The sequence below is a fragment of the Klebsiella aerogenes KCTC 2190 genome, from assembly GCF_000215745.1.
Taxonomy (GTDB): Bacteria; Pseudomonadota; Gammaproteobacteria; order Enterobacterales; family Enterobacteriaceae; genus Klebsiella; species Klebsiella aerogenes.
This window is the reverse complement of record NC_015663.1, coordinates 2,956,319-2,981,268: the sequence shown is the minus strand read 5'-3', so window position 1 is coordinate 2,981,268 and position 24,950 is coordinate 2,956,319. Positions and strand designations below refer to the sequence as shown.

The following is a 24,950-nucleotide window of genomic DNA, read 5'->3' as shown; positions in this document are numbered from 1 at the left end:
GCGAGGATATCGTTACGCTACGCGATTTCCACGGAGTGCATCATGAAATTATGGCTGGTTCGCCACGGCGAAACGCAGGCTAACGTCGACGGACTGTATAGCGGACATGCTCCCACCCCCCTTACCGAACGCGGTATCCAGCAGGCGCGCTCGCTGGGTGACTATCTGCAAGCGGCGCCTTTCGACCGGGTATTGTGCAGCGAGCTGGCGAGAACCCAGCACACCGCCGACCTGTTGCTCGCTGGCCGGCCTGTCCCCCGGCAAATTATTCCTTCATTGAATGAGATGTTCTTTGGCGATTGGGAAATGCGCCACCATCGCGATCTGCAAAAAGAAGACCCGCGGAACTACGCTGCCTGGTGCAAAGACTGGCAACACGCCGCGCCGACCAATGGCGAAAGCTTCCAGGCCTTTGCCCAACGTATCGCGGACTTTGCCGCCAGCCTCGGGCAATATCAACAGCGGGCTAACCTGCTGATCGTCGGCCATCAGGGCGCTTTAAGCCTGTTAATCGCACTATTATTGCAAATGCCTGCGGCAGCAATGTGGCATTTTCCCCTCGCCCACGGTAGCTGGAGCCTTATCGAACAACGCGACGATTTCACAACCTTGCGCGTATTAAATAGCCAGGCGCAGTGGCGCGCGGAATAAGAATTCATGGCCGCCCATTGACAGCCCCGAGCAGGCTGCTATTCTCCGCAGCCAGGCTACACCCGCTATACGCATCTTGCAGAAATTGTTTTACAAAAATGGCGATGCATTCGTCGGCAAGGGATGGGATGATAGCCCGCTTTCAAGGGCTGAAAGCTGACTTTTCTCCCGACATTGCCATGACTTCGGGTATACTGTCAGGCTCGTTATTGTTATCACTCTTCACGCACCCAGGGGGAACACTTGCAGGGTAAAGCACTCCAGGATTTTGTTATCGACAAAATTGATGACCTGAAAGGTCAGGACATCGTCGCCATTGATGTACATGGCAAATCCAGCATCACCGATTGCATGATTATTTGCACCGGCACGTCTACGCGCCACGTGATGTCCATCGCCGACCATGTGGTGCAGGAATCCCGCGCCGCCGGTATGCTGCCGCTGGGCGTTGAAGGTGAAGCCGCCGCCGACTGGATCGTGGTCGATCTGGGCGACGTGATGGTTCACGTCATGCAGGAAGAGAGCCGTCGTCTGTACGAGCTGGAAAAACTCTGGAGTTAATGCGTGAAGCTGCAATTGGTGGCCGTTGGCACCAAAATGCCGGACTGGGTTCAGACCGGCTTTAGCGAATATCTGCGCCGTTTTCCAAAAGATATGCCGTTCGAACTGGTAGAGATCCCTGCCGGTAAGCGCGGAAAAAATGCCGATATCAAACGTATCCTCGAAAAAGAGGGCGAAATGATGCTGGCAGCGGCAGGCAAGAACCGTATCGTGACCCTGGACATCCCCGGTAAACCCTGGGATACGCCACAGCTGGCGCGAGAACTGGAACGCTGGAAGCAGGATGGCCGGGACGTCAGTTTACTCATTGGCGGCCCGGAAGGACTCTCTCCGGCCTGCAAAGCGGCAGCGGAACAGAGTTGGTCGCTTTCCACGCTCACGTTGCCCCATCCGCTGGTACGCGTGCTGGTGGCTGAGAGCCTGTATCGTGCGTGGAGCATAACGACTAACCACCCTTACCACCGTGAGTAATGATGACCTGGGTAGACTAAGCAGCGAATGAAATTACAGAATTCTTTCCGCGACTATACGGCTGAATCCTCGCTGTTTGTACGCCGCGCGCTGGTCGCTTTTACGGGCATTTTGTTGCTTACCGGCGTGCTGATTGCCAACCTCTACAACGTACAGATTGTCCGTTTCAACGACTACCAAACGCGTTCCAACGAAAACCGCATTAAGCTGGTCCCTATTCCGCCCAGCCGCGGTATTATTTACGATCGTAACGGCACGCCGCTGGCGCTGAACCGCACCATCTATCAGCTGGAGATGATGCCGGAAAAAGTCGATAACGTGCAGCAGACGCTGGATGCACTGCGCGGCGTCGTCGACCTGACCGACGACGACATCGCCGGCTTTAAAAAAGAGCGCGCGCGCTCTCACCGTTTCACCTCGATTCCGGTGAAGGTCAATCTTAATGAAGTCCAGGTGGCGCGTTTCGCCGTTAACCAGTACCGCTTTCCCGGCGTTGAAGTCAAAGGCTACAAGCGCCGCTACTATCCGTATAACTCCGCCCTGACCCACGTTATCGGCTACGTCTCTAAAATTAACGATAAAGACGTCGATCGCCTGGATAAAGAGGGCAAACTGGCCAACTACGCGTCGACCCACGACATCGGTAAGCTGGGAATCGAGCGTTACTATGAAGACGTGCTGCACGGGCAAACCGGCTACGAAGAGGTTGAAGTCAACAACCGCGGCCGCGTTATTCGCCAGCTAAAAGAAGTGCCGCCGCAGGCCGGGCGCGATATCTACCTAACCCTTGATTTGAAGCTGCAGCAGTATATCGAAACGCTGCTGGCGGGCAGCCGCGCGGCGGTGGTGGTCACCGACCCGCGCAGCGGCGCGATTCTGGCGCTGGTTTCAACCCCGAGCTACGATCCCAACCTGTTTGTCGATGGTATCTCCAGTAAAGATTATTCCGGACTACTCAACGATCCAAATACCCCGCTGGTCAACCGCGCGACGCAGGGGGTCTATCCACCCGCCTCGACGGTAAAACCCTACGTCGCGGTCTCAGCCTTGAGCGCCGGCGTCATTACCCGCAACACCAGTCTGTTCGACCCCGGCTGGTGGCAGTTGCCTGGCTCGGAAAAACGCTATCGCGACTGGAAAAAGTGGGGTCATGGTCATCTGAACGTCACCAAGGCGCTGGAAGAGTCCGCGGATACCTATTTCTATCAGGTTGCCTATGATATGGGCATCGATCGCCTTTCCGAATGGATGAGTAAGTTTGGCTACGGCGATTACACTGGCGTTGACCTGGCGGAAGAACGCTCCGGCAACATGCCAACTCGCGAATGGAAGCTTAAGCGCTTTAAGAAACCCTGGTATCAGGGGGATACCATCCCGGTCGGTATCGGCCAGGGCTACTGGACCGCCACGCCGATTCAGATGAACAAAGCGCTGATGATCCTGATAAACGACGGCGTGGTTAAAGTGCCTCACCTTCTGCAAAGCACCCTCGAAGACGGGAAACAGGTACCGTGGGTTCAGCCGCATGAACCGCCGGTCGGCGATATTCATTCCGGCTATTGGGAAATCGCTAAAGATGGGATGTATGGCGTTGCCAACCGCGGCAATGGCACCGCGCACAAATACTTTGCCAGCGCGCCGTATAAGATTGCGGCGAAGTCCGGTACCGCGCAGGTATTCGGCCTGAAAGCCAACGAAACCTATAACGCGCACCGAATTTCCGAACGTCTGCGTGACCACAAACTTATGACGGCGTTTGCGCCTTACAACAACCCCCAGGTCGCGGTGGCGATGATCCTGGAGAATGGCGGCGCCGGCCCGGCGGTCGGTACCATTATGCGCCAGATCCTCGATCACATCATGCTGGGTGATAACAACACCAATCTGCCGAGTGAAAGCCCGGCGGTGACGGCGGGGGAGGATCAATAATGACCGATAATCCGAACAAAAAATCACTATGGGATAAAATCCATCTGGACCCCACGATGCTGCTCATCCTGCTGGCGCTGCTCACCTACAGCGCGCTGGTTATCTGGAGCGCCAGTGGCCAGGACGTGGGCATGATGGAGCGTAAAATCGGCCAAATCGCCATGGGCGTGGTGATAATGATCGTGATGGCGCAGATCCCGCCGCGGGTATATGAGGGCTGGGCGCCCTACCTCTATATTTTCTGTATTATTTTGCTGGTTGCCGTAGACGCCTTCGGCGCAATATCCAAAGGCGCACAGCGCTGGTTGGATCTCGGTATTGTACGCTTTCAGCCCTCGGAGATTGCCAAAATAGCGGTGCCGCTGATGGTGGCGCGGTTTATTAACCGCGATGTCTGTCCGCCGTCATTGAAGAATACCGCCATCGCACTGGTCCTGATCTTCCTGCCGACCCTGCTGGTTGCGGCGCAGCCAGACCTCGGCACCTCGATTTTGATCGCCCTCTCCGGCCTGTTTGTCCTGTTCCTCTCCGGCCTCAGTTGGCGTTTAATCGGTATCGCGGTAGTGCTGGTCGCCGCCTTTATTCCGATTTTATGGTTCTTCCTGATGCACGATTACCAGCGTCAACGCGTCATGATGCTCCTCGATCCAGAGACCGATCCGCTGGGCGCGGGCTATCATATTATTCAGTCGAAAATCGCTATTGGTTCCGGCGGCTTACGCGGTAAAGGCTGGTTGCATGGTACTCAGTCGCAGCTCGAATTCCTGCCTGAGCGCCATACTGACTTTATCTTCGCCGTGCTGGCGGAAGAGCTGGGTCTTATCGGGGTATTGATCCTGCTGGCATTGTACATTTTGCTTATCATGCGCGGACTGTGGATCGCCGCCCAGGCACAAACCACCTTTGGCCGCGTCATGGCAGGCGGTTTAATGTTGATTTTATTCGTTTATGTCTTCGTAAATATTGGTATGGTAAGTGGTATTTTGCCGGTGGTGGGGGTACCTTTGCCGCTGGTCAGCTACGGGGGCTCAGCCCTAATCGTATTGATGGCCGGGTTTGGTATCGTAATGTCGATCCATACCCACAGAAAAATGTTGTCGAAAAGCGTTTAAGGGGTTCGCAATGCGTAAGCAATGGCTGGGGATCTGCATAGCAGCAGGGCTGCTGGCGGCATGTTCGGGTGAAGACGTTCAGCAGAAGACGGTTAGCGTCCCGCAGCCGGCTGTCTGTAATGGTCCGACGGTAGAAATTAGCGGCGCCGATCCGCGTTTCGAAACGCTGAACGCCACGGCCAATCAGGATTATGAACGCGATGGCAAAAGCTACAAAATCGTCCAGGATCCGGCTAACTTCACCCAGACCGGTCTGGCGGCAATTTATGACGCCGAGCCGAACAGCAACCTGACCGCCTCTGGCGAAGCGTTCGATCCAACACAGCTTACCGCCGCGCATCCGACCTTGCCCATCCCAAGCTATGCGCGTATCACGAACCTGGCTAATGGCCGAATGATCGTGGTGCGCATTAACGATCGCGGCCCGTACGGCAATGACCGGGTCATTTCCCTGTCCCGCGCCTCCGCCGACCGCCTGAATACCTCGAACAATACTAAAGTTCGTATCGATCCTATCATCGTCTCTCAGGACGGCGCCTTGTCCGGCCCAGGTATGGCATGCACCACCGTCGCCAAACAGACCTATGCCCTGCCTTCACGTCCCAACCTTGATGGCGATGGTTCTGCCGCCATCGCCCCGGCCGATCAGTCAAACGTTCACGCCATCAGCAACTCAACGCTTAAGCCTGAAGATAATGTGGGCGCGCCGGTTAACGGCAGTGGATTCCTTGGCGCACCGACACCGCTGAATAATGGCGTGCTGGAAAGCAGCGAACCTGCTGCTGCGCCTGCCGCCGTCGCCGCGACGCCGGCGACACCCAGCGCTCCGGTCACCGCGCCGGGCTCGATTCAGGGAAGCGTTGCGCCTGCCGCGACCGCAGCAGCAGCCGCGACTGTTGCCGCACCAGCCGCCAGCACCAGCGGCGAGTTCGTCGTGCAGGTGGGCGCCGTTAGCGACCAGGCTCGTGCCCAGCAATATCAGCAGCGCCTGAGCCAGCAGTTCGCCGTTCCCGGACGTGTGATGCAAAACGGCGCCGTATGGCGGATCCAACTGGGGCCATTTGCCAGTAAGTCGCAAGCGTCGACGGTACAACAGCGCCTGCAAAACGAAGCGCAGTTGCAATCATTTATTACTCGCGCCAACTAAACGCAACGCCGCGGCATCCCGTGCTACTGCATATGTAAAAATCATTAACAAAGTCATATGTAATGTCGGGTGCCGCTGCGAAATGCATTTGTTATAGTAAGGCACTTTTTTTAATTTCATCACGGATGCCGTTGTTCTAACCATGAAGACCTCTTTCACCGCTCGTTTACTCGTTACGGCCCTCTCCGTTGCGGCACTGTCTACCGCTGCCCGCGCCGATGACCTGAATATGAAAACCATGATCCCAGGCGCTCCGCAGATCGATGCTGAATCCTGGGTTCTTATCGATTACAACTCAGGTAAAGTACTGGCGGAAAACAACGCCGACGCCCGTCGCGATCCGGCGAGCCTGACCAAAATGATGACCAGCTACGTCATTGGCCAGGCCATGAAGGCGGGGAAATTCAAAGAATCCGATCTGGTCACCGTGGGTAACGACGCGTGGGCAACCGGTAATCCGGTGTTTAAAGGTTCTTCCCTGATGTTCCTGAAACCGGGCATGCAGGTGCCGGTTTCTCAGCTGATCCGCGGCATCAACCTGCAATCCGGTAACGATGCCTGCGTGGCGATGGCCGACTACGTTGCCGGCAGCCAGGACGCATTTGTCAGCCTGATGAACAATTACGTTAACGCGTTGGGCCTGAAAAACACCCATTTCCAGACCGTTCACGGCCTGGATGCCGACGGTCAGTACAGCTCCGCGCGTGACATGGCGCTGATCGGCCAGGCGCTGATCCGCGACGTACCGAATGAGTACTCCATCTACCGTGAGAAAGAGTTCACCTTTAACGGTATTCGCCAGCTGAACCGTAACGGCCTGCTGTGGGATAACAGCCTCAACGTCGACGGTATTAAAACCGGCCATACCGATAAAGCAGGTTACAACCTGGTCGCTTCTGCTACCGAAGGCCAGATGCGCCTGATCTCCGCGGTTATGGGTGGACGTACCTATAAGGGTCGTGAATCCGAGAGCAAGAAACTGCTGACCTGGGGCTTCCGCTTCTTCGAAACCGTAAACCCCATTAAAGCAGGTAAAGAGTTCGCCTCTGAACCGGCCTGGTTCGGCGATAGCGATCGCGCCTCTCTGGGCGTAGATAAGGATGTTTATCTGACTATCCCACGCGGGCGCATGAAAGATCTGAAAGCCAGCTATGTGTTGAATAACACCGAGCTGCACGCGCCGCTGCAGAAAAACCAGGTAGTCGGTACCATCAACTTCCAGTTAGATGGCAAAACTATCGATCAGCGTCCGTTAGTGGTGCTGCAGGAAATTCCGGAAGGTAATTTCTTCGGCAAAATCATTGATTACATTAAGTTAATGTTCCATCACTGGTTTGGTTAAAAATTGAACACTTGAAAGTGTGATTTCTATCCCCATATACTATTCATCAAAGAAACCTGATAACTCCCACATCACGTGGGAGTTATTATTTTAGTCGTCACACCGGAGCTGACATGAAAACCAAACTTAACGAACTGCTTGAATTCCCTACTCCATTTACTTACAAAGTAATGGGGCAGGCGTTGCCTGAGCTGGTTGATCAGGTGGTGGAAGTGGTACAGCGCCATGCGCCTGGTGATTACTCTCCGTCAGTAAAACCGAGCAGCAAAGGTAACTACCACTCGGTCTCCATCACCATTAACGCTACCCACATTGAGCAGGTCGAAGCCCTGTACGAAGAGCTGGGCAATATCGAAATCGTGCGGATGGTGCTGTAATCCCTCGCCTTACCCGGCCTCAAGCGCCGGGTAATCCTCTTTCTTTCGCTGTGATATACTCTCCCCCACTTAAGTCATCCCTCTCGGCGGAGACGTTGTTTTGCAGCACAATACCATTCTTATTCGACAACTCGGCCTGCAACCTTACGAACCCATCTCGCAGGCAATGCACGAATTTACCGACAGTCGTGACGACACGACGCTGGATGAAATCTGGCTGGTAGAACATCACCCGGTCTTTACTCAGGGTCAGGCCGGTAAAGCCGAACACGTGCTGGTGCCAGGCGATATCCCGGTTATTCAGAGCGATCGCGGCGGTCAGGTGACCTATCACGGGCCAGGCCAACAGGTGATGTATGTATTGCTGAATCTTAAACGGCGTAAACTCGGCGTACGTGAATTAGTGACGCTACTGGAGCAGACCGTGGTCAATACTCTCGCAGAGTATCAGATTGAATCCCACCCACGCGCCAATGCGCCGGGGGTTTACGTTGGTGAACAGAAAATCTGTTCACTGGGGCTGCGTATTCGCAAGGGCTGCTCGTTCCACGGACTGGCGCTGAATGTGGCAATGGATTTGACGCCATTCCTGCGTATTAATCCGTGCGGCTATGCAGGCATGGAGATGACGCAAATGCGCCACTGGCAGCCGCAGGCCACTACGGAAAACGTCGCGCCGCGGCTGGTCGCCAACCTGCTGGCGCTGCTGAATAACCCGCCGCATGAATATGTCGCCGCTTGATGCGCACCGCGCTCTGAACCTTCAGAGCGCAACTCATTATTAATACTTCAAATTTGCAATCAATTGTCACTCTACGCCACATAATCGCCCGCTATAATGAGGCTATGACCCAACGACCGGATCCGCGAGTGGCCGACAATCATCCTCCATTGGAAAGCAACGAACAGCCAGAAGATCGGCAGATCTTTCGTATTCTGCGTAATATCGATCTTAACCTGTTAACTATCTTCGAAGCCGTGTACGTGCACAAAGGCATCGTCAATGCGGCGAAGGTATTAAATATCACGCCTTCGGCGATAAGCCAGTCCATCAATAAACTACGGGCTCTATTCCCCGACCCGCTCTTTATTCGTAAAGGTCAGGGAGTCACGCCCACGGCTTATGCGACCCACCTGCATCAATATATCAGCCAGGGGATGGAAGCCTTTCTCAATGCGCTGGATTTGGGCAGCGGCTCACATCAGCAGCGTGTGCTCACTATTGCCACCGCGCCGACCGTCGGCGCTCTGGTGATACCGAAAATAGCCAATGCGTTGAAATCGCGCTTTCCTCAGGTATTACTGCACAATATGGCGATTACCGATGCCGCCAGTCAGCTTAATCAGCGACAGGTTGACTTACTGATCGACAGCTATCCCCATAGCGGGCTGGCTATTGCACACCAGGTGCTGTTCTCCGAACCGGTTGTCATCTTTTGCCGCGAAAATCACCCCATTTTGCACCTTCCCCTGACGAAGGAAAATCTGCAGCAGTGTGAGTTCGCGCTATTGCTACCGGAAGGGCAGCGCTACCCTACCCTGCATCGCCAGCTAGAAGAGTACGTCGGCGAACGCCGCTGCGGCTTTAGCAGCTATAACCTGTTGACCCAGGCGGCAATGATGAATAATAGCGATTTGCTGGGGCTGACGCCGGAGAGTATGTTCGCGCTGGTGGCGAAAATCTGGCCTTTACAAGCGATTTCGTTTCCACCTCTGCAGGACCAGCGTATTGATATTTCGCTCCATTACAACCGGCAAAGCGCACAGGAGCCGTTACTGAAAGAGATTATCGACACCATTGTGCAAACTTATGCCTGCTAACCGCACGCGAGGGAAAAGGATAAAACAACAACTATTTTACAATTTGCCGGGTAACCAGGCTGCTTTCAACCCCGTATCAATGATATACTGCCTGTCCTTAGTTCAAAAATAGTTGATAAATACAACATTTGATTGAATTAATTCGCTTTCCTTCGTGACTCGCAACTGGAACACGCACGCTATGAGTAAACCCATTGTGATGGAACGCGGTGTTAAGTACCGCGACGCCGATAAAATGGCCCTTATCCCGGTGAAAAACGTGGCAACTGAGCGTGAAGCTCTGCTCAGAAAACCGGAATGGATGAAAATCAAACTTCCGGCTGACTCGTCCCGTATTCAGGGGATCAAGGCAGCGATGCGTAAGAATGGCCTGCACTCCGTGTGCGAAGAAGCCTCTTGCCCGAACCTTGCCGAGTGCTTCAACCACGGTACCGCGACCTTTATGATCCTCGGCGCTATCTGTACTCGCCGTTGTCCGTTCTGCGACGTTGCCCACGGTCGTCCGGTGACGCCTGATGCCAATGAGCCGCAAAAACTGGCACAAACCATCGCCGATATGGGTCTGCGCTACGTGGTAGTGACTTCCGTTGACCGCGACGATCTTCGTGACGGCGGCGCGCAACACTTCGCTGACTGTATCAGCGCTATCCGCGAGAAGAGCCCGAATATCAAGATTGAAACGCTGGTGCCGGATTTCCGTGGCCGTATGGATCGCGCGCTGGATATTCTGAAAGTGACGCCGCCGGATGTGTTTAACCACAACCTGGAAAACGTACCGCGTCTGTATCGCCAGGTGCGTCCGGGCGCAGATTACAACTGGTCGCTGAAACTGCTGGAGCGCTTTAAAGAAGCGCATCCGGAAATCCCGACCAAATCGGGTCTGATGGTCGGTCTTGGCGAAACCAATGAAGAGATCATCGAAGTGATGCGCGATCTGCGCCGTCATGGCGTCACCATGCTGACGCTGGGTCAGTATCTGCAGCCGAGCCGTCACCACCTTCCGGTACAGCGTTATGTTAGCCCGGAAGAGTTTGAAGAGATGAAAGCTGAAGCCATGGCGATGGGCTTTACCCATGCTGCCTGCGGCCCGTTCGTCCGCTCTTCCTATCATGCCGATCTGCAGGCAAAAGGTATGGAAGTAAAATAACTCCTGTCTTTCTCTGGCCGTCGTTCGCGGCGGCCTGATTTACCGGCTAATCCCCCTTTCCATTGTCATACCTGGTTGCATCTTTTTTCATATCCAAAACGCTAACCATAAAAAAGGCGACAACGAATACGCTGCCGCCTCTTTGCCGCCTGAGCTTCACACCCGGCCGCGACGCGCCCCCGTTCGTCGGGAGCCCGTGATTAATTACTCTTTATGAGAGAGCTTCTGTGCCGGCGCGTCTTCCTCAGCGCTGGTCTTTTTGGCACTATCATCGTCATCATTCATGGCTTTCTTGAAGCCTTTGATAGCCGAACCCAGGTCTCCACCCAGCGTGCGTAATTTTTTGGTACCAAACACTAAAATAATCAGCGCTGCGACTACCAGCAGTTTGGTAATACTAATCTCACCCATAGCTAACCTTCTTCTCTATACAAGCTCAAGCTGCGAATACGCCATCATACACATATACGCATACAATTAACGGCTATTTGACGCGCCGACACAATAGCAATCTGTAACAAGGTGAATCAAGCCTTGTTTAAAAAAACGTCACAATAATTGCGGTGGCGCAAATCTGCGATTACGCAGCACCGGCAAACTCTCACGCACCTGACGAATATAATCTGCGGATATCTCAGCAAAAATCAGCTGCGGCTGGGCAGCAGCGCCAGCAATGGTGGTACCGAGCGGATCGATAATCCGGCTCTGACCGATATTACGCGTTCCACATTCGCCTGCCGCAATAATGTAGCAGGTGGTATCCAGCGCTCTTGCCGCCAGCAGCGTCGCCCAGTGATGTTCTTTCAATGGCCCGCGAACCCACGCGGTAGGAAGCACCAACACATCGGCACCCTTTAACGCTAACGATAGCGCTAATTCGGGAAAGCGTAAATCGTAGCAGGTCATTAAGCCGATTCGCATCCCATTTACATCAATTAACGGCGGAATTTGTTCGCCGGCATCCACCAGCCGCGACTCCTGCATATTAAACGCATCGTACAAATGGAGTTTCTGGTATTGTGCGCTAATCATCCCCTGTCGTATTGCGACCAGGGTGTTGCTCGCGCGCCCTTCGCCAGAGGGCACGTGCAGCGTTAATATCGTGGTTAAGTCATTACTCCGGCTTTCGGCCAGCAGTTGCTGCATGAAGCCGCCGTCCAGCGCCTGCGCTGATTTTACCGACATATCAGGATCGTTATCGGCCCGCGCCAGCAACGCCTCGGGTAAGACCAGTAACGATACCCCGCATTCTGCCGCCTGACGCATCAGTTCAACGCAGATCTGCGCATTAGTTTGCCACTGCGCCGTGACGGCAAATTGCCCTGCTGCTACCCGCATCTCTTTCTCCCACTTCGAATCCATAGCCAAAAACGCCTTTGGCGCGCTACACTCGGCCTTATACCTAACCAAATAGCAGGAAATGACCGTGTTACAACTCCTTTTAGCCGTTTTTGTTGGCGGCGGAACCGGCAGCGTGTTGCGCTGGTGGCTGGGCATGAAATTTAACCCCATGCATCATGCGATTCCCATTGGCACGCTAATCGCTAACCTGCTGGGCGCATTTATTATCGGCGCCGGGCTGGCGTGGTTCAATCGCCTGACGAATGTCGATCCGATGTGGAAACTGCTTATCACTACCGGTTTCTGCGGCGGCCTGACGACTTTCTCCACCTTTTCAGCAGAAGTGGTCTTCCTGCTCCAGCAGGGGCGTTTCAGTTGGGCATTGTTAAACGTGCTGGTCAATCTACTGGGTTCTTTCGCCATGACCGCGACGGCATTCTGGCTGTTCTCACAGTCAGCCGCCCGCTAACGACAGGCAAAAAAAAACCCGCTATAAGCGGGTTTTTATATTCTACTGACGCGTTGGTTAGATAGCCATTACGTTTGCAGCAGAAGGGCCTTTGGCACCGTTAGTGATTTCGAACTCTACGCGCTGACCTTCAGCCAGAGTTTTGAAACCGTTGGACTGGATTGCAGAGAAGTGTACGAATACATCTTTGCTGCCATCTTCCGGAGTAATGAAACCGAATCCTTTGGACTCATTAAACCACTTAACGTTACCTTTAATCTTAGACATCAAAATTACCTTTAAATTAAAAACGACACTAATGCTGTGTCGGATACCAGTACATCAATTGTGATGCCTTTTGTCCAGCGTAACTTTCTTAAAAAGTGATAAAAGTCTCTATCTTTATAGCCGACAGTTACGTTAGTCATTGTTTTTCAACAAGACAAAGAACTTATCACTTTTGTCACTACGTTATAACGATTAAAACTGAATGCGTGCCCAGGCAAAATAAACGTTGCCGTTGTTATAAGTGCCGGGGATGTAGGTCATCTGGAACGTCGCCGGGCCGTAGCCAATCGATGCCAGCGGCAGCACCACTGGGATCGGGATATAGTTCCAGTTGTCGCGCGCCGTTACGCCAAGGGTGTAACCAAGGCCAAGATGGAAGTTGTCGTCGGCCAGCGGGCGCCAGGTTTTTTCCCAGCCATAGCCGCCAATCGGCTCCCACTTATTAAAGGAATCTTTAAACGCCATCAGATAAAGGCCGTGCCAGTTACCTTTATCGTCCCAACGCGACATGCCAAATCCCGCGCCCCATGGGCGTTCGTTATACTTATCGGTTTTCTCTTTGTCATAGGCAAAGCGCGCGTGCCAGGTGATCGCCGGGATGTAGAGATCGTAGTGCTCAGGCTCGTTCCAGGTTTGCGCGACATTGTCCGTCAGCGTATTGTAGCCATCGCGGAGCGTTGACGAGAACGAGGCGTTAGCATAGCCGGACGACAGCAGCAGGCCGGACAGCGCAAGCATAAATAATGTAAATTGACGTAGTTTAAACACTTCTCTATTACCGATTGCAATTTTAAAAACGAAGTAAAGTAACAAATGTAATCTTAATAGACTGTTAACGGAATAAGGCAAAATCCTGAATTGCGCCATAGCAAAAAGCTCATGCTGGTAGACAACTTTTGTGATGTTAGCCGTGCCACGGGTTCTGATTAGTCAATTCTCAGTAGTTTATTGATTTGGGTCAGCAAGTTCTGTCCGTTTTTTGGGCACATTCCATCACTTAATTTTTGTAGTGCTTTAGATATCAGCAGATTCTTTGGGTTAATGGTTTAGGGGTAAAGTATGCTTACGCTTGTTGAGATCCTTATCGGGGTCGTGGTTATTGTGGGCGTCGCCCGCTACATTATAAAAGGTTATTCCGCGACAGGAGTGCTGTTTGTCGGCGGTTTAATCTTGCTTATCGCCAGCGCCATTATGGGGCATAAAGTTCTCCCTGCCAGCGCCGCCAGTACGGGTTACACCGCAACCGACATCTTTGAATATATTAAAATACTGCTCATGAGCCGCGGCGGCGACCTCGGCATGATGATTATGATGCTCTGCGGTTTCGCCACCTATATGACCCATATCGGCGCCAACGATATGGTGGTTAAACTGGCCTCTAAGCCGCTGCAATATATTAACTCGCCTTATCTGTTGATGATTGCCGCCTACTTCCTCGCCTGCCTGATGTCGCTGGCGGTCTCCTCGGCAACTGGCCTTGGGGTGCTGCTGATGGCGACGCTATTTCCGGTAATGGTCAATGTCGGCATCAGCCGCGGCGCCGCGGCGGCGATTTGCGCCTCCCCTGCCGCGTTGATCCTGTCACCAACCTCCGGTGACGTAGTGCTGGCGGCCAAAGCTGCCGAAATGCCGCTGATTGATTTCGCTTTCAAAACCACTTTACCTATCTCGATTGCCGCTATCGTCTGTATGGCCATCGCTCACTTCTTCTGGCAGCGCTACCTCGATAAAAAAGAGAACGCCTCGCACGAGATGCTCGACGTCAATGAGATAACCACCACCGCCCCGGCGCTGTACGCCATTCTGCCTTTCACACCGATTATCGGCGTGCTGATTTTTGACGGCAAATGGGGGCCGGAGTTACACATCATCACGATTCTGGTGATCTGTATGGTGCTGGCTTCAGTACTGGAATTCCTGCGCAGTTTTGACACTAAAAAGGTCTTCACCGGGCTGGAAGCCGCCTATCGCGGCATGGCGGACGCCTTCGCCAGCGTCGTCATGCTGTTGGTCGCGGCGGGCGTATTTGCCCAGGGTCTGAGCACTATCGGTTTTATCGACGGTCTTATCTCTATTGCGACCTCGTTCGGATCCGCCAGCATCATCCTGATGTTGGTATTAGTCGTCCTGACCATGCTGGCGGCGATGACCACCGGTTCCGGCAACGCGCCGTTTTACGCCTTCGTTGAGATGATCCCGAAGCTTGCCCACTCTTCCGGCATCAACCCGGCCTATCTGTCGATCCCTATGTTGCAGGCATCGAATCTGGGACGCACCATTTCACCGGTTTCCGGCGTGGTGGTGGCGGTGGCGGGAATGGCGAAGATTTCTCCGTTCGAAGTTGTTAAACGCACCTCGGTTCCCGTTATCGTCGGCCTGTTAGTGGTGATCATCGCCACCGAGATTCTGGTCCCCGGCGCCGCGATTCAATAAACCACAAACCGCAGTGAAAAGGCGCCAGCAGGCGCCTTTTTTATGCTTTAATAAATCCCAGCAATTAATCATCTCCCACTATCAGGAATAAAAATGTTCAGGAAGGATGTCGTCGCCATTGCCCTTTTACTCGGCGCAACACAGGTTGGCGCAGAACCGCTTACCGCGACGAAATACGGTGATTTCGATCGTTACGTGCTGGCATTGTCCTGGCAAACCGGTTTTTGTCAGAGCATGCTGGATAGAAATCGTAATGAACCAGAGGAGTGCCGGCTACAGCAGGAAGAACGCAACAAAGCCGATTTTCTGACGGTACACGGCCTGTGGCCGGGCCTGCCGAAGTCGATCGCCTCGCGCGGCGTCGATGAGCGCCGCTGGATGCGCTACGGCTGCGCGACGCGCCCTATCCCCAATATGCCGGAAGTCAGAGCCGGGCGTAAATGCCAGGCCGCGGAAACCGGGCTATCGCTGGAAATGGCCAATAAGCTGAATAGCGTGATGCCGGGGTCCGGCGGCAACTCCTGCCTGGAACGCTATGAGTATGCCAAACATGGCGTCTGTTTCGGCTTCGATCCGGATAGCTACTTCGGCACGATGGTGCGCCTGAATGGCGAAGTGAAGCAAAGCGCAATCGGCGATTTTCTGGCGAAACATTACGGACAAACCGTTAGCCGTAGCGATTTTGATGCCGCCGTCGCCAAAGCCTATGGCGCGCAAAACGTGAAAGCCTTTAAATTAACCTGTGACGGCAATCCCGCTTATTTAACGGAAATGCAAATCTCCATCAAAGCTAGCGCGATCAATGCTCCGCTGGGCGCAGATTCGTTCCTGCCGCAGCCGCATCCGGGCAACTGCGCTAAGCAGTTTGTGCTGGACAAAGTCGGTTCTTGATAACAGAGCGATGCGCCCATTTCATCTGCTTTTGCTAACGATGCGCTGAATGTGCGCTTAATCACTTCAAACATCAGGCAAGTCTCAGTATGATGAAGGGACATTAACCCTTGCCCCTTTCGGCGAGGGTTTTCTTTTACGGAAAAGGTTCCTGGATAACATGGAGTATGCAATGACCAGACCCGCAATCATTATTAATGAATTCGATGCTGAACGTATCGATAGACTGCTTGAACAGCCGGCATACGCGAATTCGCCGGTCGCCGATGCCCTGAACGACGAACTGGACCGCGCGCAAATGCTGGCGCCGGAAGCAATGCCGCACGACGTCGTCAGCATGAACAGCAAAGTCCGCTTCCGCGACTTAACCAGCGGTGAAGAACGCGTGCGGACTCTGGTTTTCCCGGCGCAGGCGACCGATAGCGCCACTCAGCTTTCGGTTCTGGCGCCGGTTGGCGCAGCGCTGCTCGGGCTGAAAGTCGGGACCTCCATTCATTGGGAGTTACCCGGCGGCGCATCGGCGCATCTGGAAGTGCTGGAACTGCTGTACCAGCCGGAAGCCGCAGGCGAATTCCACCGCTAAGTACCCCGCTGCCTGAGGCGTTTCACGCTTTATTCAGAGGATGCGTCGTCATCCTCTTTCTGTTTCCCCACCCTCTGTGACAAATTTTTACCTCATCCCGTGACGGCGTATACAGTTTTGCGACCTGAATGCCACAATATCCTTGTATAATATGTTGATATAGAAACAGACAAACAAGGAGAAATGCATATGTATAAAACTATCATTATGCCGGTTGATGTCTTTGAAATGGAGCTGAGCGACAAGGCTGTCCGCCATGCAGAGTTTCTCGCCCAACAGGACGGTATTATTCATTTACTTCACGTCTTACCCGGTTCATCCAGCTTCACCATGAGCCGTTTTACCGCCGATCTGCGCCGCTTTGAAGAGCATTTGCAGCATGAAGCGGAAACCCGCTTGCAGACCATGGTCGGCCACTTCAGCATCGACCCTTCACGCATCAAGAGCCATGTGCGTTTCGGCAACGTCCGCGATATGGTTAATGAACTGGCCAATGAAATCAAAGCTGACGTGGTAGTCATTGGTTCACGTAATCCGTCGATCAGCACCCATTTGCTGGGTTCAAACGCCTCAAGCGTGATTCGTCATGCCCATATTCCGGTAATGGTCGTGAGATAACGGAACGGTGCAATAAGCAAAAAAAGAGGCGACCCCAGGGTCGCCTCTTTGCTGTGTGCAGGTATTGTCTTACGACTTTTTATGCGGTTTTGGTGCGAATCAGATAATCAAATGAGCTCAAAGAAGCCTTCGCACCTTCGCCAGTGGCGATAATAATTTGTTTGTACGGCACGGTAGTGCAGTCGCCGGCGGCAAACACGCCCTTCACGTTGGTTTCACATTTGGCATCAATGATGATTTCACCCATGCGGTTACGCTCAACCGTACCTTCCAGCCAGTTGGTATTCGGCAACAGGCCGATCTGGACAAAAATACCGGCTAACGCGACATGATGCTCATCGCCGCTGACGCGGTCGCGGTACTGTAGCCCCGTCACCTTACTACCGTCGCCAACCACTTCAGTGGTCTGGGCGTTGAGAATAATATCGACATTTTTCAGGCTGCGTACTTTATCCTGCAGCACCTGGTCGGCTTTCATTCCTGGCGCGAACTCCAGCAACGTCACGTGTTCAACGACGCCCGCCAAATCAATTGCCGCTTCAACGCCAGAGTTACCGCCGCCAATCACCGCCACGCGTTTACCTTTGAACAGCGGGCCGTCGCAGTGCGGGCAGTAGGTTACGCCCTTAGTGCGGTATTGGTCTTCACCAGGTACGTTCATGTTACGCCATTTGGCGCCGGTTGCGATGATCACGCTGCGCGCTTTCAGCACCGCGCCGGAGGCGGTTTCGATCTGATGCAGGCCGCCTTCGACGGCTGCCGGGATCAGTTTTGCCGCGCTTTGTGAATCAATCACATCAACATCATATTCACTGACGTGCGCTTTCAGGGCGCCAGCCAGTTTTTGGCCTTCGGTTTTCGGTACGGAAATATAGTTTTCGATATCTACGGTATCCAGCACCTGGCCGCCGAAACGTTCGCCCATCAGGCCGGTACGAATGCCTTTACGCGCGGAGTATACCGCCGCCGCGGCACCAGACGGGCCGGAACCGACGATCAGAGCATCATAAGCATCGCGTTTGTTCAGCTCTTCCGCCGCGCGTTTTTCCGCGCCGGTATCCACTTTGGCGACGATTTCAGTCAGCGTCATACGACCTTGACCAAACTCCTGACCATTCACAAACACCGCCGGTACGCCCATCACGTTGCGATCGGTGATTTCATTCTGGAAGGTTCCACCATCAATCGCCGTGTGTTTGATGCGCGGGTTCAGCACCGCCATCAGGTTCAGCGCCTGCACCACGTCCGGGCAGTTGTGGCAAGAGAGCGAGTAGTAAGTCTCGAATTCAAAATCACCGTCAAGGTTGCGGATCTGCTCCAGCAGCGACTGCGCTTCTTTCGACGGATGACCGCCGGTCCACAGTAGCGCCAGCACTAATGAGGTGAACTCATGTCCCAGGGGAGAACCAGCAAAACGCGGCCCCTGGTTGGAACCTGGGTTAGTAATCAGGAACGATGGCTTACGTACCGCCAGCGTGTTGTCTTCTTTAAAGGTAACTTTGTCTGACAGTTCAGCGATTTCAGCCAACAGTTCCTTGATCTCTGCCGATTTAGCGCTGTCATCCAGCGTGGCAATCAGCTCAACAGGTTTGGTCAGCTTCTCAAGATAGGCCTTGAGCTGGGTTTTCATGTTGGTGTCGAGCATTTTTATCTCCTGGGCTTAAAACATCATCATGCAAGCGGCCTTAGTCAGGCAGCCTGAATGCGCTTGCATCATGGTGTTGGAATAAAACGGGCGCTGGTGCGCCCGTTAATTAGCGGGAATAAAACGAATTAGATCTTACCAACCAGATCTAAAGAAGGAGCCAGCGTCGCTTCGCCTTCTTTCCACTTAGCCGGGCACACTTCACCTGGGTGGGAAGCAACGTACTGAGCGGCTTTGATTTTACGCAGCAGGTCAGACGCATCACGGCCGATACCTTCAGCGGTAACTTCGATTGCCTGGATGATACCCTGCGGGTCAACGACGAAGGTCGCGCGGTCAGCCAGACCTTCATCTTCACGCATATTGTCGAAGTTACGGGTCAGGGCGCCAGTCGGGTCGCCGATCATCGCGTATTTGATTTTAGCGATGGTGTCAGAGCTGCTGTGCCACGCTTTGTGGGTAAAGTGGGTGTCGGTAGAAACAGAGTAAACGTCTACGCCCAGTTTCTGCAGCTCTTCGTAATGGTCAGCCACGTCGCCCAGTTCGGTCGGGCAAACGAAAGTGAAGTCGGCCGGGTAGAAGAAGAAGACGCTCCAGCGGCCTTCAGTGTCTTTTTCGGTAACTTCGATGAATTCACCGTTTTTGAATGCCTGGTTTTTGAAAGGTTTGATTTTGGTATTAATTAAAGACATCGATACTTCCTCCGTGTTTTTGTTGAGGTCTAAGTTAACGAATTTTTCCTGACTCGACCAATGCGTTTGCATTATCAAATCAATAAGCGTTATCTAACAACCGTAACAAGACAACTTTGTGAACCTGCCGTCGCGATCGCGGTTTTTCCCCGTGTTTCGCCTCATTTCGCTGAAAGTAAAAAGGCCGCCCTCTCAGGCGGCCCCGTTACCTGAAATACCCGCAGGTAGCTTCAGCGCCAGAATGGCTGGCAATATGTTGCGCTCTACACCTTAATGTAACAGCATGAAGGATTACATCATTCGCCGAACTAAAGGGCAACCAAACGCCCGGCAGGTGTTATCTATGGCTGCGATAGGTTTCACCACCACTTCACATTAGCTTCTGATTTAAAAGGAATACTCATGTTAAAACGACTGCTTTTTCTGAGCCTGCTGCCGTTGTGTAGCTATGCCGAAGACCTCCCCGCCCCCGTAAAAGCAATAGAAAAACAGGGTATTACTATCATTAAGCCCTTTGAAGCCCCCGGCGGCGTCAAAGGCTGGCTCGGAAAGTATCAGGATATGGGCGTTGCTATTTATCTCACCCCCGACGGTAAGCACGCCATTTCCGGCTACATGTACGACGAAAAAGGCAACAATCTGAGCGAACAGCTTTTCCAGAAAGAACTCTATACCCCGGCCGGACAGGCGATGTGGAAAAAACTCGAGTCCGCTGACTGGCTACGGGAAGGTAAAAAAGAGGCGCCCATCGTCCTTTATGTGTTTGCCGACCCTTTCTGCCCCTACTGTAAACAGTTCTGGCAACAGGCGAGGCCGTGGGTTGAATCCGGTAAGGTGCAACTACGCACCTTATTGGTCGGCGTGATTAAACCAGAGAGCCCGGCCACCGCGGCAGCGATTCTGGCCAGCAAAGACCCGGCGCAAACCTGGCATGATTACGAACAGTCCAACGGCAAACTGAAGCTGAACGTACCGACAGATATCCCTGCGGCCTTGATGAGGACCCTGAATATCAACCAGCAGCTGATGGATGACCTTGGCGCTAACGCCACGCCGGCTATTTACTATATGAATAAAGATAACATGTTGCAGCAGGTAGTGGGACTACCCGATAAAGAGAAACTGCAGGTGATGATGGGTGAAAAGCAGCAGTAAAAAATAACGCATTTCCGCCAGGTACTTAAGGACAAAAAAGGATCTGGCGGAAAGCGATTGGTTGGTATACATTTAGTAGGGATTAATTGTATATTTAGCTATAATAATGATATTTGATAGCATCGCCACAAATGTATAACGGTAAGAAATAATAATCCGTTCGCCTCGCTGCAACATAAACAGGACGTTAAGCATGGCCAACCTTTATGATTTAAAAAAATTCGATCTAAACCTGTTGGTTATCTTCGAGTGCATTTATCAACATCTTAGTATCAGTAAAGCGGCGGAAACGCTGTTTATTACTCCTTCCGCGGTAAGCCAGTCACTGCAGCGGTTACGTAATCAATTAAACGATCCGCTATTTGTGCGTTCCGGTAAAGGAATTACCCCGACGACCGTGGGCATGAACTTACATCATCACCTGGAAAAAAACCTCAACCAATTAGAAAAAACAATTAATATCGCCAATCATTCTGAATTAAGTAAACGATTTGTAATTTACAGCCCGCAACTTCTTATATCACCAGCAACCATGGATTTAATTAATAAATTGCACATGGACCCGAATCTGCAAATCGATCACCGCGATCTACTCCTGTCGCCAGAAAGCGTTGAAGATCTGATGGCCTACCGTAAAGCGGATCTGATCTATAGCATTACGCCACTCTCAAACCACAGCACGATTTGTCAGCCTTTTCAGGAACTAGAAATTGCGCTGGTTTGTCGGGAGAACCATCCGCGGGCGGAATTGCTTAATTCATACGAAAATATTTCCCGCGAGGGATTTACGCTTTATGTCTCAACCGATCCGAATGTAAAAGCATTCCAGCAGCACAAAAGTGAACTCATGCCAGAACGGAGAGTCGCGTTTCGCAGCAACTCTCTGATCGCTATTTTAACGACAATTAATCAAAGCGATCTTATTGGCTTTATCCCGAAGCATGCTTTGAATTATTTTGGCGCATCATTTAAATTTCGTGAAATCACATTACCCGACCCCGTCCCTCCGGTAATGGCCTATATGATTTATAATCGTTCATCCTTGAATAACCCCAAATTCGCTGACTTTATATCTCAGAACGCGGCTATTAATTGATTTGTCATCATAAACATATTCTCTCTGTGAATATGTTTATGTGAATTACATTTCTCCCACTTAAAACATTACCATTTCATATTAACCTTACCCTTAATGTGTTCTACACTACCGTGAAAGCGCATCCATCACATTAAAGGATTAATGGTAATGTCTTTGGTAAAAATTCCATTACCCGAGTCCGTTCTTCAGGCTAGCCAGCAGCGGATACAGTGGGTATTAGAAAATTTTTCACGCATTTGCATCTCTTTCTCCGGCGGAAAAGACTCCACCACCATGCTGCACCTGGCGGCGCTTTGCGCCCGGCAAATGGGAAAAAAATTCAACGTGTTGTTTATTGATTGGGAGGCGCAATTTTCCTGCACCATTCAGCATTGCGAAAATATCCGTACCGAATACCAGGATGTTATTGAGAAATTTTATTGGGTCGCCCTACCACTCACCACGCAAAATTCACTGACTCAGTTTTCGCCGGAGTGGCAATGCTGGGAGCCGGGTGTCAACTGGGTACGCCAGCCGCCCGCTGACGCCATTACCGATCCCGGCTATTTCCCGTTTTATAGCAGCGGAATGAGCTTCGAAGAGTTCGTCCGTGATTTCGCCGACTGGTTTTCACAAAACCGTCCGGCGGCGATGATGGTGGGTATCCGGGCAGATGAATCGCTTAATCGGTTTATGACCATCTCATCTCAGCGCAAACTGCGCTTTGCCGATGATAAGCCATGGACGACATCGGCGCCGGGCGGCCATACCTGGTACATCTACCCGATTTATGACTGGAAAACCGCCGATATCTGGACGTGGTTTAGCAAAAGCGGTCATACCTATAACCCCCTTTACGATCTGATGTATCAGGCCGGGGTGCCGCTGCGCTATATGCGCATCTGCGAACCCTTTGGCCCGGAGCAGCGCCAGGGTCTCTGGCTGTATCATGTGCTGGAGCCAGAACGTTGGGCAGCCATTTGCCAGCGCGTAAACGGCGTGCACAGCGGTGGTATTTACGCAGGGTACGACAACAAATTTTATGGCCACCGCAAACTCGATAAACCCGGGCACCACAGCTGGAAGAGTTACGCCCTGTTCCTGCTGGATAGCATGCCGCGGCCAACCGCCGAGCATTATCGTAATAAAATCGCGGTCTATCTGCATTGGTATCAAAAACAGGGAATGGAGGATATCCCCGATAGCCAGGAGAGCGACATCGGCACCCGGGATATCCCTTCATGGCGGCGCGTCTGCAAAGTGTTATTAAACAATGATTACTGGTGTCGCCAGCTCTCATTTAGCCCAACTAAAGCCACCCGCTATAAAAGCTACTGCAAGCGCATAAGTAAAAAACGCCAACAATGGGGACTGCTATGCAACAACGACTAATTACCCAAATAGAAGAGTATCTGGCAGCGCTGCCGGAAGAGGAAAAAATCGACGCGCTGAATCACTTTCGCCAGGCTCTGCACCGCCATAGCCCCTTTCACAACCAGCCGGTTGACTGCGTGCTATGGGTTAAAGAGGAAGAGGTGGTTCCCAACGATTACAACCCTAATAACCTTGCGCCGCCGGAAAAGCGGCTGTTATTAACTTCGCTGGAGGCCAATGGTTTCACGCAACCGATCGTGGTGCAGAATCAACAGTCAAAACGCTATACCATCGTTGACGGTTTTCACCGCTACGAACTGGCGGGCAGCAAGCTGTCGCTGAAAAAACAGCTCAAGGGATATTTGCCGGTAACCTGTCTGTCGGCGAACAGCCCCCCGCGCGATGCCCTGATGGCCGCTACTATCCGCCACAACCGGGCGCGCGGGCGCCATCAGATCCACGCGATGTCGGAAATTGTCCGCGAGCTGGCCAATCTCGGCTGGAGCAATAGCAAAATCAGCAAAGAGCTGGGGATGGATGCCGATGAAGTGCTGCGCCTGAAGCAAATTAACGGCCTGGCCGAGATGTTCGCCGACCGTCAATTTTCTCAGGCATGGACGGTGAAATAGCTACAGGCGACGCAGCCGCTCTGCTGCCGCCTGCAGGGTCTCCGGCTGCTTGGCGAAGCACAGGCGAATCAGCTTATGCGGGAACGGATCGGCACAGAATACCGACAGCGGGATCGCCGCCACGCCGACTTCAGTGGTCAGCCAGCGACAGAAGCTGACGTCATCAAGGTCAGAGATCGCGCTATAGTCGGCCAGCAAGAAGTAGGTCCCTTCACAAGGCAAAATCTCCAGCCGGCTATCACGCAGCGCATCGATAAACAGATCCCGACGCTGCCGATAAAACGCAGGCAGCTCGCGGTAGTGCTCCGGCTGCGCGCGCAGCATATCCGCCAGCGCCAATTGAGCGGGCGTATTGACGGCAAACGTCAAATACTGGTGCACCTTACGCAGCTCGGCGCTGATGGCGGCAGGCGCCACGCAATACCCCACTTTCCAGCCGGTCATGTGAAAGGTTTTACCGAAAGAAGAGACCGCTACCGCCCGCTCGCGCAGCTGCGGATGGGCCAGCACGCTGGTATGGCCCTGCTCTGCAAAACAGATATGTTCATACACTTCGTCGCTAATAACGTAGATTTCCCGTTCAGAGATCGCCTGCCACAGCGCGGCAAAATCTTCCCGCTGCCAGACCGTGGCTGATGGATTATGCGGCGTATTAAGAATGACCAAACGGGTGCGGTCGCTTAACGTGGCGGCAAACTGCTGCCAGTCAACGCGGAAATGCGGCGGCTGCAGAGCAATACGTTTCAGCACCCCGCCGGAAAGTTCTACCGCCGGCGCGTAGCTGTCATAGCTCGGGTCAAAGCAGATCACCTCATCGCCGGCTCTGACCAGCGCGGTGATCGCCGCATACAGCGCTTCGGTCGCCCCCGCGGTGACGGTGACATCGCTATTCGCATCCGGGCGATAGCCATACAGCTCAGCGGTTTTATCGGCAATGGCTTCGCGCAGCGCCGGTACGCCGGTCATCGGAGCGTACTGGTTAGACCCCTGGGCGACGTGCCAGGCCAACCGTTCCTGTAGGTACCGCGGGCCGTCAAAATCCGGGAAACCTTGTGATAGATTGATGGCCTGATGCTGCTGCGCCAGCGCGCTCATCTGGGTAAAAATGGTGGTGCCTAATGCAGGGAGTTTACTCTCAGGAATCAGTGGCTTATTGCTCATTCTCTTTGTTCCGATTGTAATGCTGTTGTTGAAGCCACTATAACACGATGTTAATA

27 protein-coding genes are annotated in these 24,950 nt (G+C 53.0%); 20 read left to right on the top strand and 7 right to left on the bottom strand.

Annotated elements, in window-relative coordinates; all coding sequences use genetic code 11:
- Positions 1–42 precede the first annotated feature (42 nt).
- The 11 genes from EAE_RS14095 to lipA all read left to right on the top strand — a co-directional run bounded on the left by EAE_RS14095 (position 43) and on the right by lipA (position 10,558).
- A complete protein-coding gene (locus EAE_RS14095) occupies positions 43–651 on the top strand; it encodes an adenosylcobalamin/alpha-ribazole phosphatase (protein ID WP_015704735.1) in 609 nt (202 codons plus the stop codon).
- A gap of 243 nt (positions 652–894) precedes the next feature.
- Entirely contained in the window at positions 895–1,212 is a 318-nt protein-coding gene (rsfS, locus tag EAE_RS14090) for a ribosome silencing factor (protein WP_002894623.1), read from the top strand.
- 3 nt (positions 1,213–1,215) lie between these two features.
- Positions 1,216–1,683 carry a 23S rRNA (pseudouridine(1915)-N(3))-methyltransferase RlmH gene (gene rlmH / locus EAE_RS14085; protein WP_015367732.1) on the top strand — a complete coding sequence of 156 codons (468 nt, stop codon included), beginning with the start codon at positions 1,216–1,218 and terminating at the stop codon, positions 1,681–1,683.
- Positions 1,684–1,710: 27 nt separating this feature from the next.
- Positions 1,711–3,612, top strand: a complete 1,902-nt coding sequence (gene mrdA / locus EAE_RS14080; RefSeq protein WP_015704734.1) for a peptidoglycan DD-transpeptidase MrdA — start codon at positions 1,711–1,713, stop codon at positions 3,610–3,612.
- Positions 3,612–4,724: a peptidoglycan glycosyltransferase MrdB gene (gene mrdB / locus EAE_RS14075; RefSeq protein WP_008805635.1), complete on the top strand. Its 1,113-nt coding sequence runs from the start codon at positions 3,612–3,614 to the stop codon at positions 4,722–4,724. Before mrdA ends, mrdB begins: the two co-directional genes overlap by 1 nt.
- A gap of 10 nt (positions 4,725–4,734) precedes the next feature.
- Positions 4,735–5,871 carry an endolytic peptidoglycan transglycosylase RlpA gene (gene rlpA / locus EAE_RS14070; protein ID WP_015367734.1) on the top strand — a complete coding sequence of 379 codons (1,137 nt, stop codon included), beginning with the start codon at positions 4,735–4,737 and terminating at the stop codon, positions 5,869–5,871.
- 142 nt (positions 5,872–6,013) lie between these two features.
- Positions 6,014–7,213: a D-alanyl-D-alanine carboxypeptidase DacA gene (gene dacA, locus EAE_RS14065; protein WP_015367735.1), complete on the top strand. Its 1,200-nt coding sequence runs from the start codon at positions 6,014–6,016 to the stop codon at positions 7,211–7,213.
- Positions 7,214–7,326: 113 nt separating this feature from the next.
- The gene (gene ybeD, locus EAE_RS14060; protein ID WP_015367736.1) at positions 7,327–7,590 is read left to right on the top strand and encodes a DUF493 family protein YbeD; all 264 of its coding nucleotides are present in this window, start codon (positions 7,327–7,329) and stop codon (positions 7,588–7,590) included.
- Positions 7,591–7,690: 100 nt separating this feature from the next.
- Entirely contained in the window at positions 7,691–8,332 is a 642-nt protein-coding gene (gene lipB / locus EAE_RS14055; RefSeq protein ID WP_015704733.1) for a lipoyl(octanoyl) transferase LipB, read from the top strand.
- 104 nt (positions 8,333–8,436) lie between these two features.
- Positions 8,437–9,411 (top strand): YbeF family transcriptional regulator, encoded by a 975-nt coding sequence (locus tag EAE_RS14050; protein ID WP_420865233.1) that lies wholly within the window; start codon positions 8,437–8,439, stop codon positions 9,409–9,411.
- 181 nt (positions 9,412–9,592) lie between these two features.
- Complete coding sequence (gene lipA / locus EAE_RS14045) at positions 9,593–10,558, top strand: lipoyl synthase (protein WP_015367739.1); 966 nt, start codon at positions 9,593–9,595, stop codon at positions 10,556–10,558.
- A 204-nt stretch (positions 10,559–10,762) separates the two neighbouring features.
- Here the strand turns inward: lipA and tatE are convergent, their stop codons facing one another.
- A complete protein-coding gene (gene tatE / locus EAE_RS14040; RefSeq protein WP_004859519.1) occupies positions 10,763–10,969 on the bottom strand; it encodes a twin-arginine translocase subunit TatE in 207 nt (68 codons plus the stop codon).
- A 138-nt stretch (positions 10,970–11,107) separates the two neighbouring features.
- A complete protein-coding gene (locus EAE_RS14035; protein WP_015704731.1) occupies positions 11,108–11,896 on the bottom strand; it encodes a deaminated glutathione amidase in 789 nt (262 codons plus the stop codon).
- 88 nt (positions 11,897–11,984) lie between these two features.
- Here EAE_RS14035 and crcB point away from each other — a divergent pair, with 88 nt between their 5' ends.
- Positions 11,985–12,368, top strand: a complete 384-nt coding sequence (crcB, locus tag EAE_RS14030; protein ID WP_015704730.1) for a fluoride efflux transporter CrcB — start codon at positions 11,985–11,987, stop codon at positions 12,366–12,368.
- A gap of 57 nt (positions 12,369–12,425) precedes the next feature.
- Here crcB and cspE read toward each other — a convergent pair whose 3' ends face one another.
- Positions 12,426–12,635, bottom strand: coding sequence for a transcription antiterminator/RNA stability regulator CspE (cspE, locus tag EAE_RS14025; RefSeq protein ID WP_012542460.1), 210 nt, complete (start codon positions 12,633–12,635; stop codon positions 12,426–12,428).
- Positions 12,636–12,827: 192 nt separating this feature from the next.
- Positions 12,828–13,403, bottom strand: coding sequence for a lipid IV(A) palmitoyltransferase PagP (gene pagP / locus EAE_RS14020; RefSeq protein WP_162184122.1), 576 nt, complete (start codon positions 13,401–13,403; stop codon positions 12,828–12,830).
- A gap of 291 nt (positions 13,404–13,694) precedes the next feature.
- Here pagP and dcuC point away from each other — a divergent pair, with 291 nt between their 5' ends.
- From dcuC to uspG, 4 genes are all read left to right on the top strand, one after another.
- Positions 13,695–15,068 (top strand): anaerobic C4-dicarboxylate transporter DcuC, encoded by a 1,374-nt coding sequence (gene dcuC / locus EAE_RS14015; RefSeq protein ID WP_015704728.1) that lies wholly within the window; start codon positions 13,695–13,697, stop codon positions 15,066–15,068.
- Positions 15,069–15,161: 93 nt separating this feature from the next.
- On the top strand, positions 15,162–15,959 hold the full coding sequence (rna, locus tag EAE_RS14010; protein WP_015367744.1) for a ribonuclease I: 798 nt from the start codon (positions 15,162–15,164) through the stop codon (positions 15,957–15,959).
- A gap of 172 nt (positions 15,960–16,131) precedes the next feature.
- Positions 16,132–16,542 (top strand): nucleoside diphosphate kinase regulator, encoded by a 411-nt coding sequence (gene rnk, locus EAE_RS14005; RefSeq protein WP_015367745.1) that lies wholly within the window; start codon positions 16,132–16,134, stop codon positions 16,540–16,542.
- Positions 16,543–16,731: 189 nt separating this feature from the next.
- A complete protein-coding gene (gene uspG / locus EAE_RS14000) occupies positions 16,732–17,160 on the top strand; it encodes a universal stress protein UspG (protein ID WP_015367746.1) in 429 nt (142 codons plus the stop codon).
- A gap of 79 nt (positions 17,161–17,239) precedes the next feature.
- Here the strand turns inward: uspG and ahpF are convergent, their stop codons facing one another.
- Together ahpF and ahpC are read right to left on the bottom strand one after the other, a co-directional pair.
- Complete coding sequence (gene ahpF / locus EAE_RS13995; protein ID WP_015704727.1) at positions 17,240–18,805, bottom strand: alkyl hydroperoxide reductase subunit F; 1,566 nt, start codon at positions 18,803–18,805, stop codon at positions 17,240–17,242.
- Positions 18,806–18,933: 128 nt separating this feature from the next.
- Positions 18,934–19,497, bottom strand: coding sequence for an alkyl hydroperoxide reductase subunit C (ahpC, locus tag EAE_RS13990; RefSeq protein WP_004859485.1), 564 nt, complete (start codon positions 19,495–19,497; stop codon positions 18,934–18,936).
- A 402-nt stretch (positions 19,498–19,899) separates the two neighbouring features.
- On the opposite strand from ahpC, the gene dsbG reads away from it, so the two are divergent.
- The 4 genes from dsbG to EAE_RS13970 all read left to right on the top strand — a co-directional run bounded on the left by dsbG (position 19,900) and on the right by EAE_RS13970 (position 23,733).
- Entirely contained in the window at positions 19,900–20,652 is a 753-nt protein-coding gene (dsbG, locus tag EAE_RS13985) for a thiol:disulfide interchange protein DsbG (protein WP_015704726.1), read from the top strand.
- Between the two features lie 193 nt (positions 20,653–20,845).
- Positions 20,846–21,748 carry a DNA-binding transcriptional repressor CitR gene (citR, locus tag EAE_RS13980; RefSeq protein WP_015704725.1) on the top strand — a complete coding sequence of 301 codons (903 nt, stop codon included), beginning with the start codon at positions 20,846–20,848 and terminating at the stop codon, positions 21,746–21,748.
- Between the two features lie 150 nt (positions 21,749–21,898).
- Positions 21,899–23,122, top strand: coding sequence for a phosphoadenosine phosphosulfate reductase (locus EAE_RS13975; protein WP_015367751.1), 1,224 nt, complete (start codon positions 21,899–21,901; stop codon positions 23,120–23,122).
- Entirely contained in the window at positions 23,107–23,733 is a 627-nt protein-coding gene (locus tag EAE_RS13970; protein ID WP_015704724.1) for an IbrB-like domain-containing protein, read from the top strand. The genes EAE_RS13975 and EAE_RS13970 overlap by 16 nt, the downstream gene beginning before the upstream one ends.
- On the opposite strand, the gene EAE_RS13965 is transcribed toward EAE_RS13970, so the two are convergent.
- Positions 23,734–24,879: a pyridoxal phosphate-dependent aminotransferase gene (locus EAE_RS13965; protein ID WP_162777741.1), complete on the bottom strand. Its 1,146-nt coding sequence runs from the start codon at positions 24,877–24,879 to the stop codon at positions 23,734–23,736.
- Between the last annotated feature and the right edge of the window lie 71 nt (positions 24,880–24,950).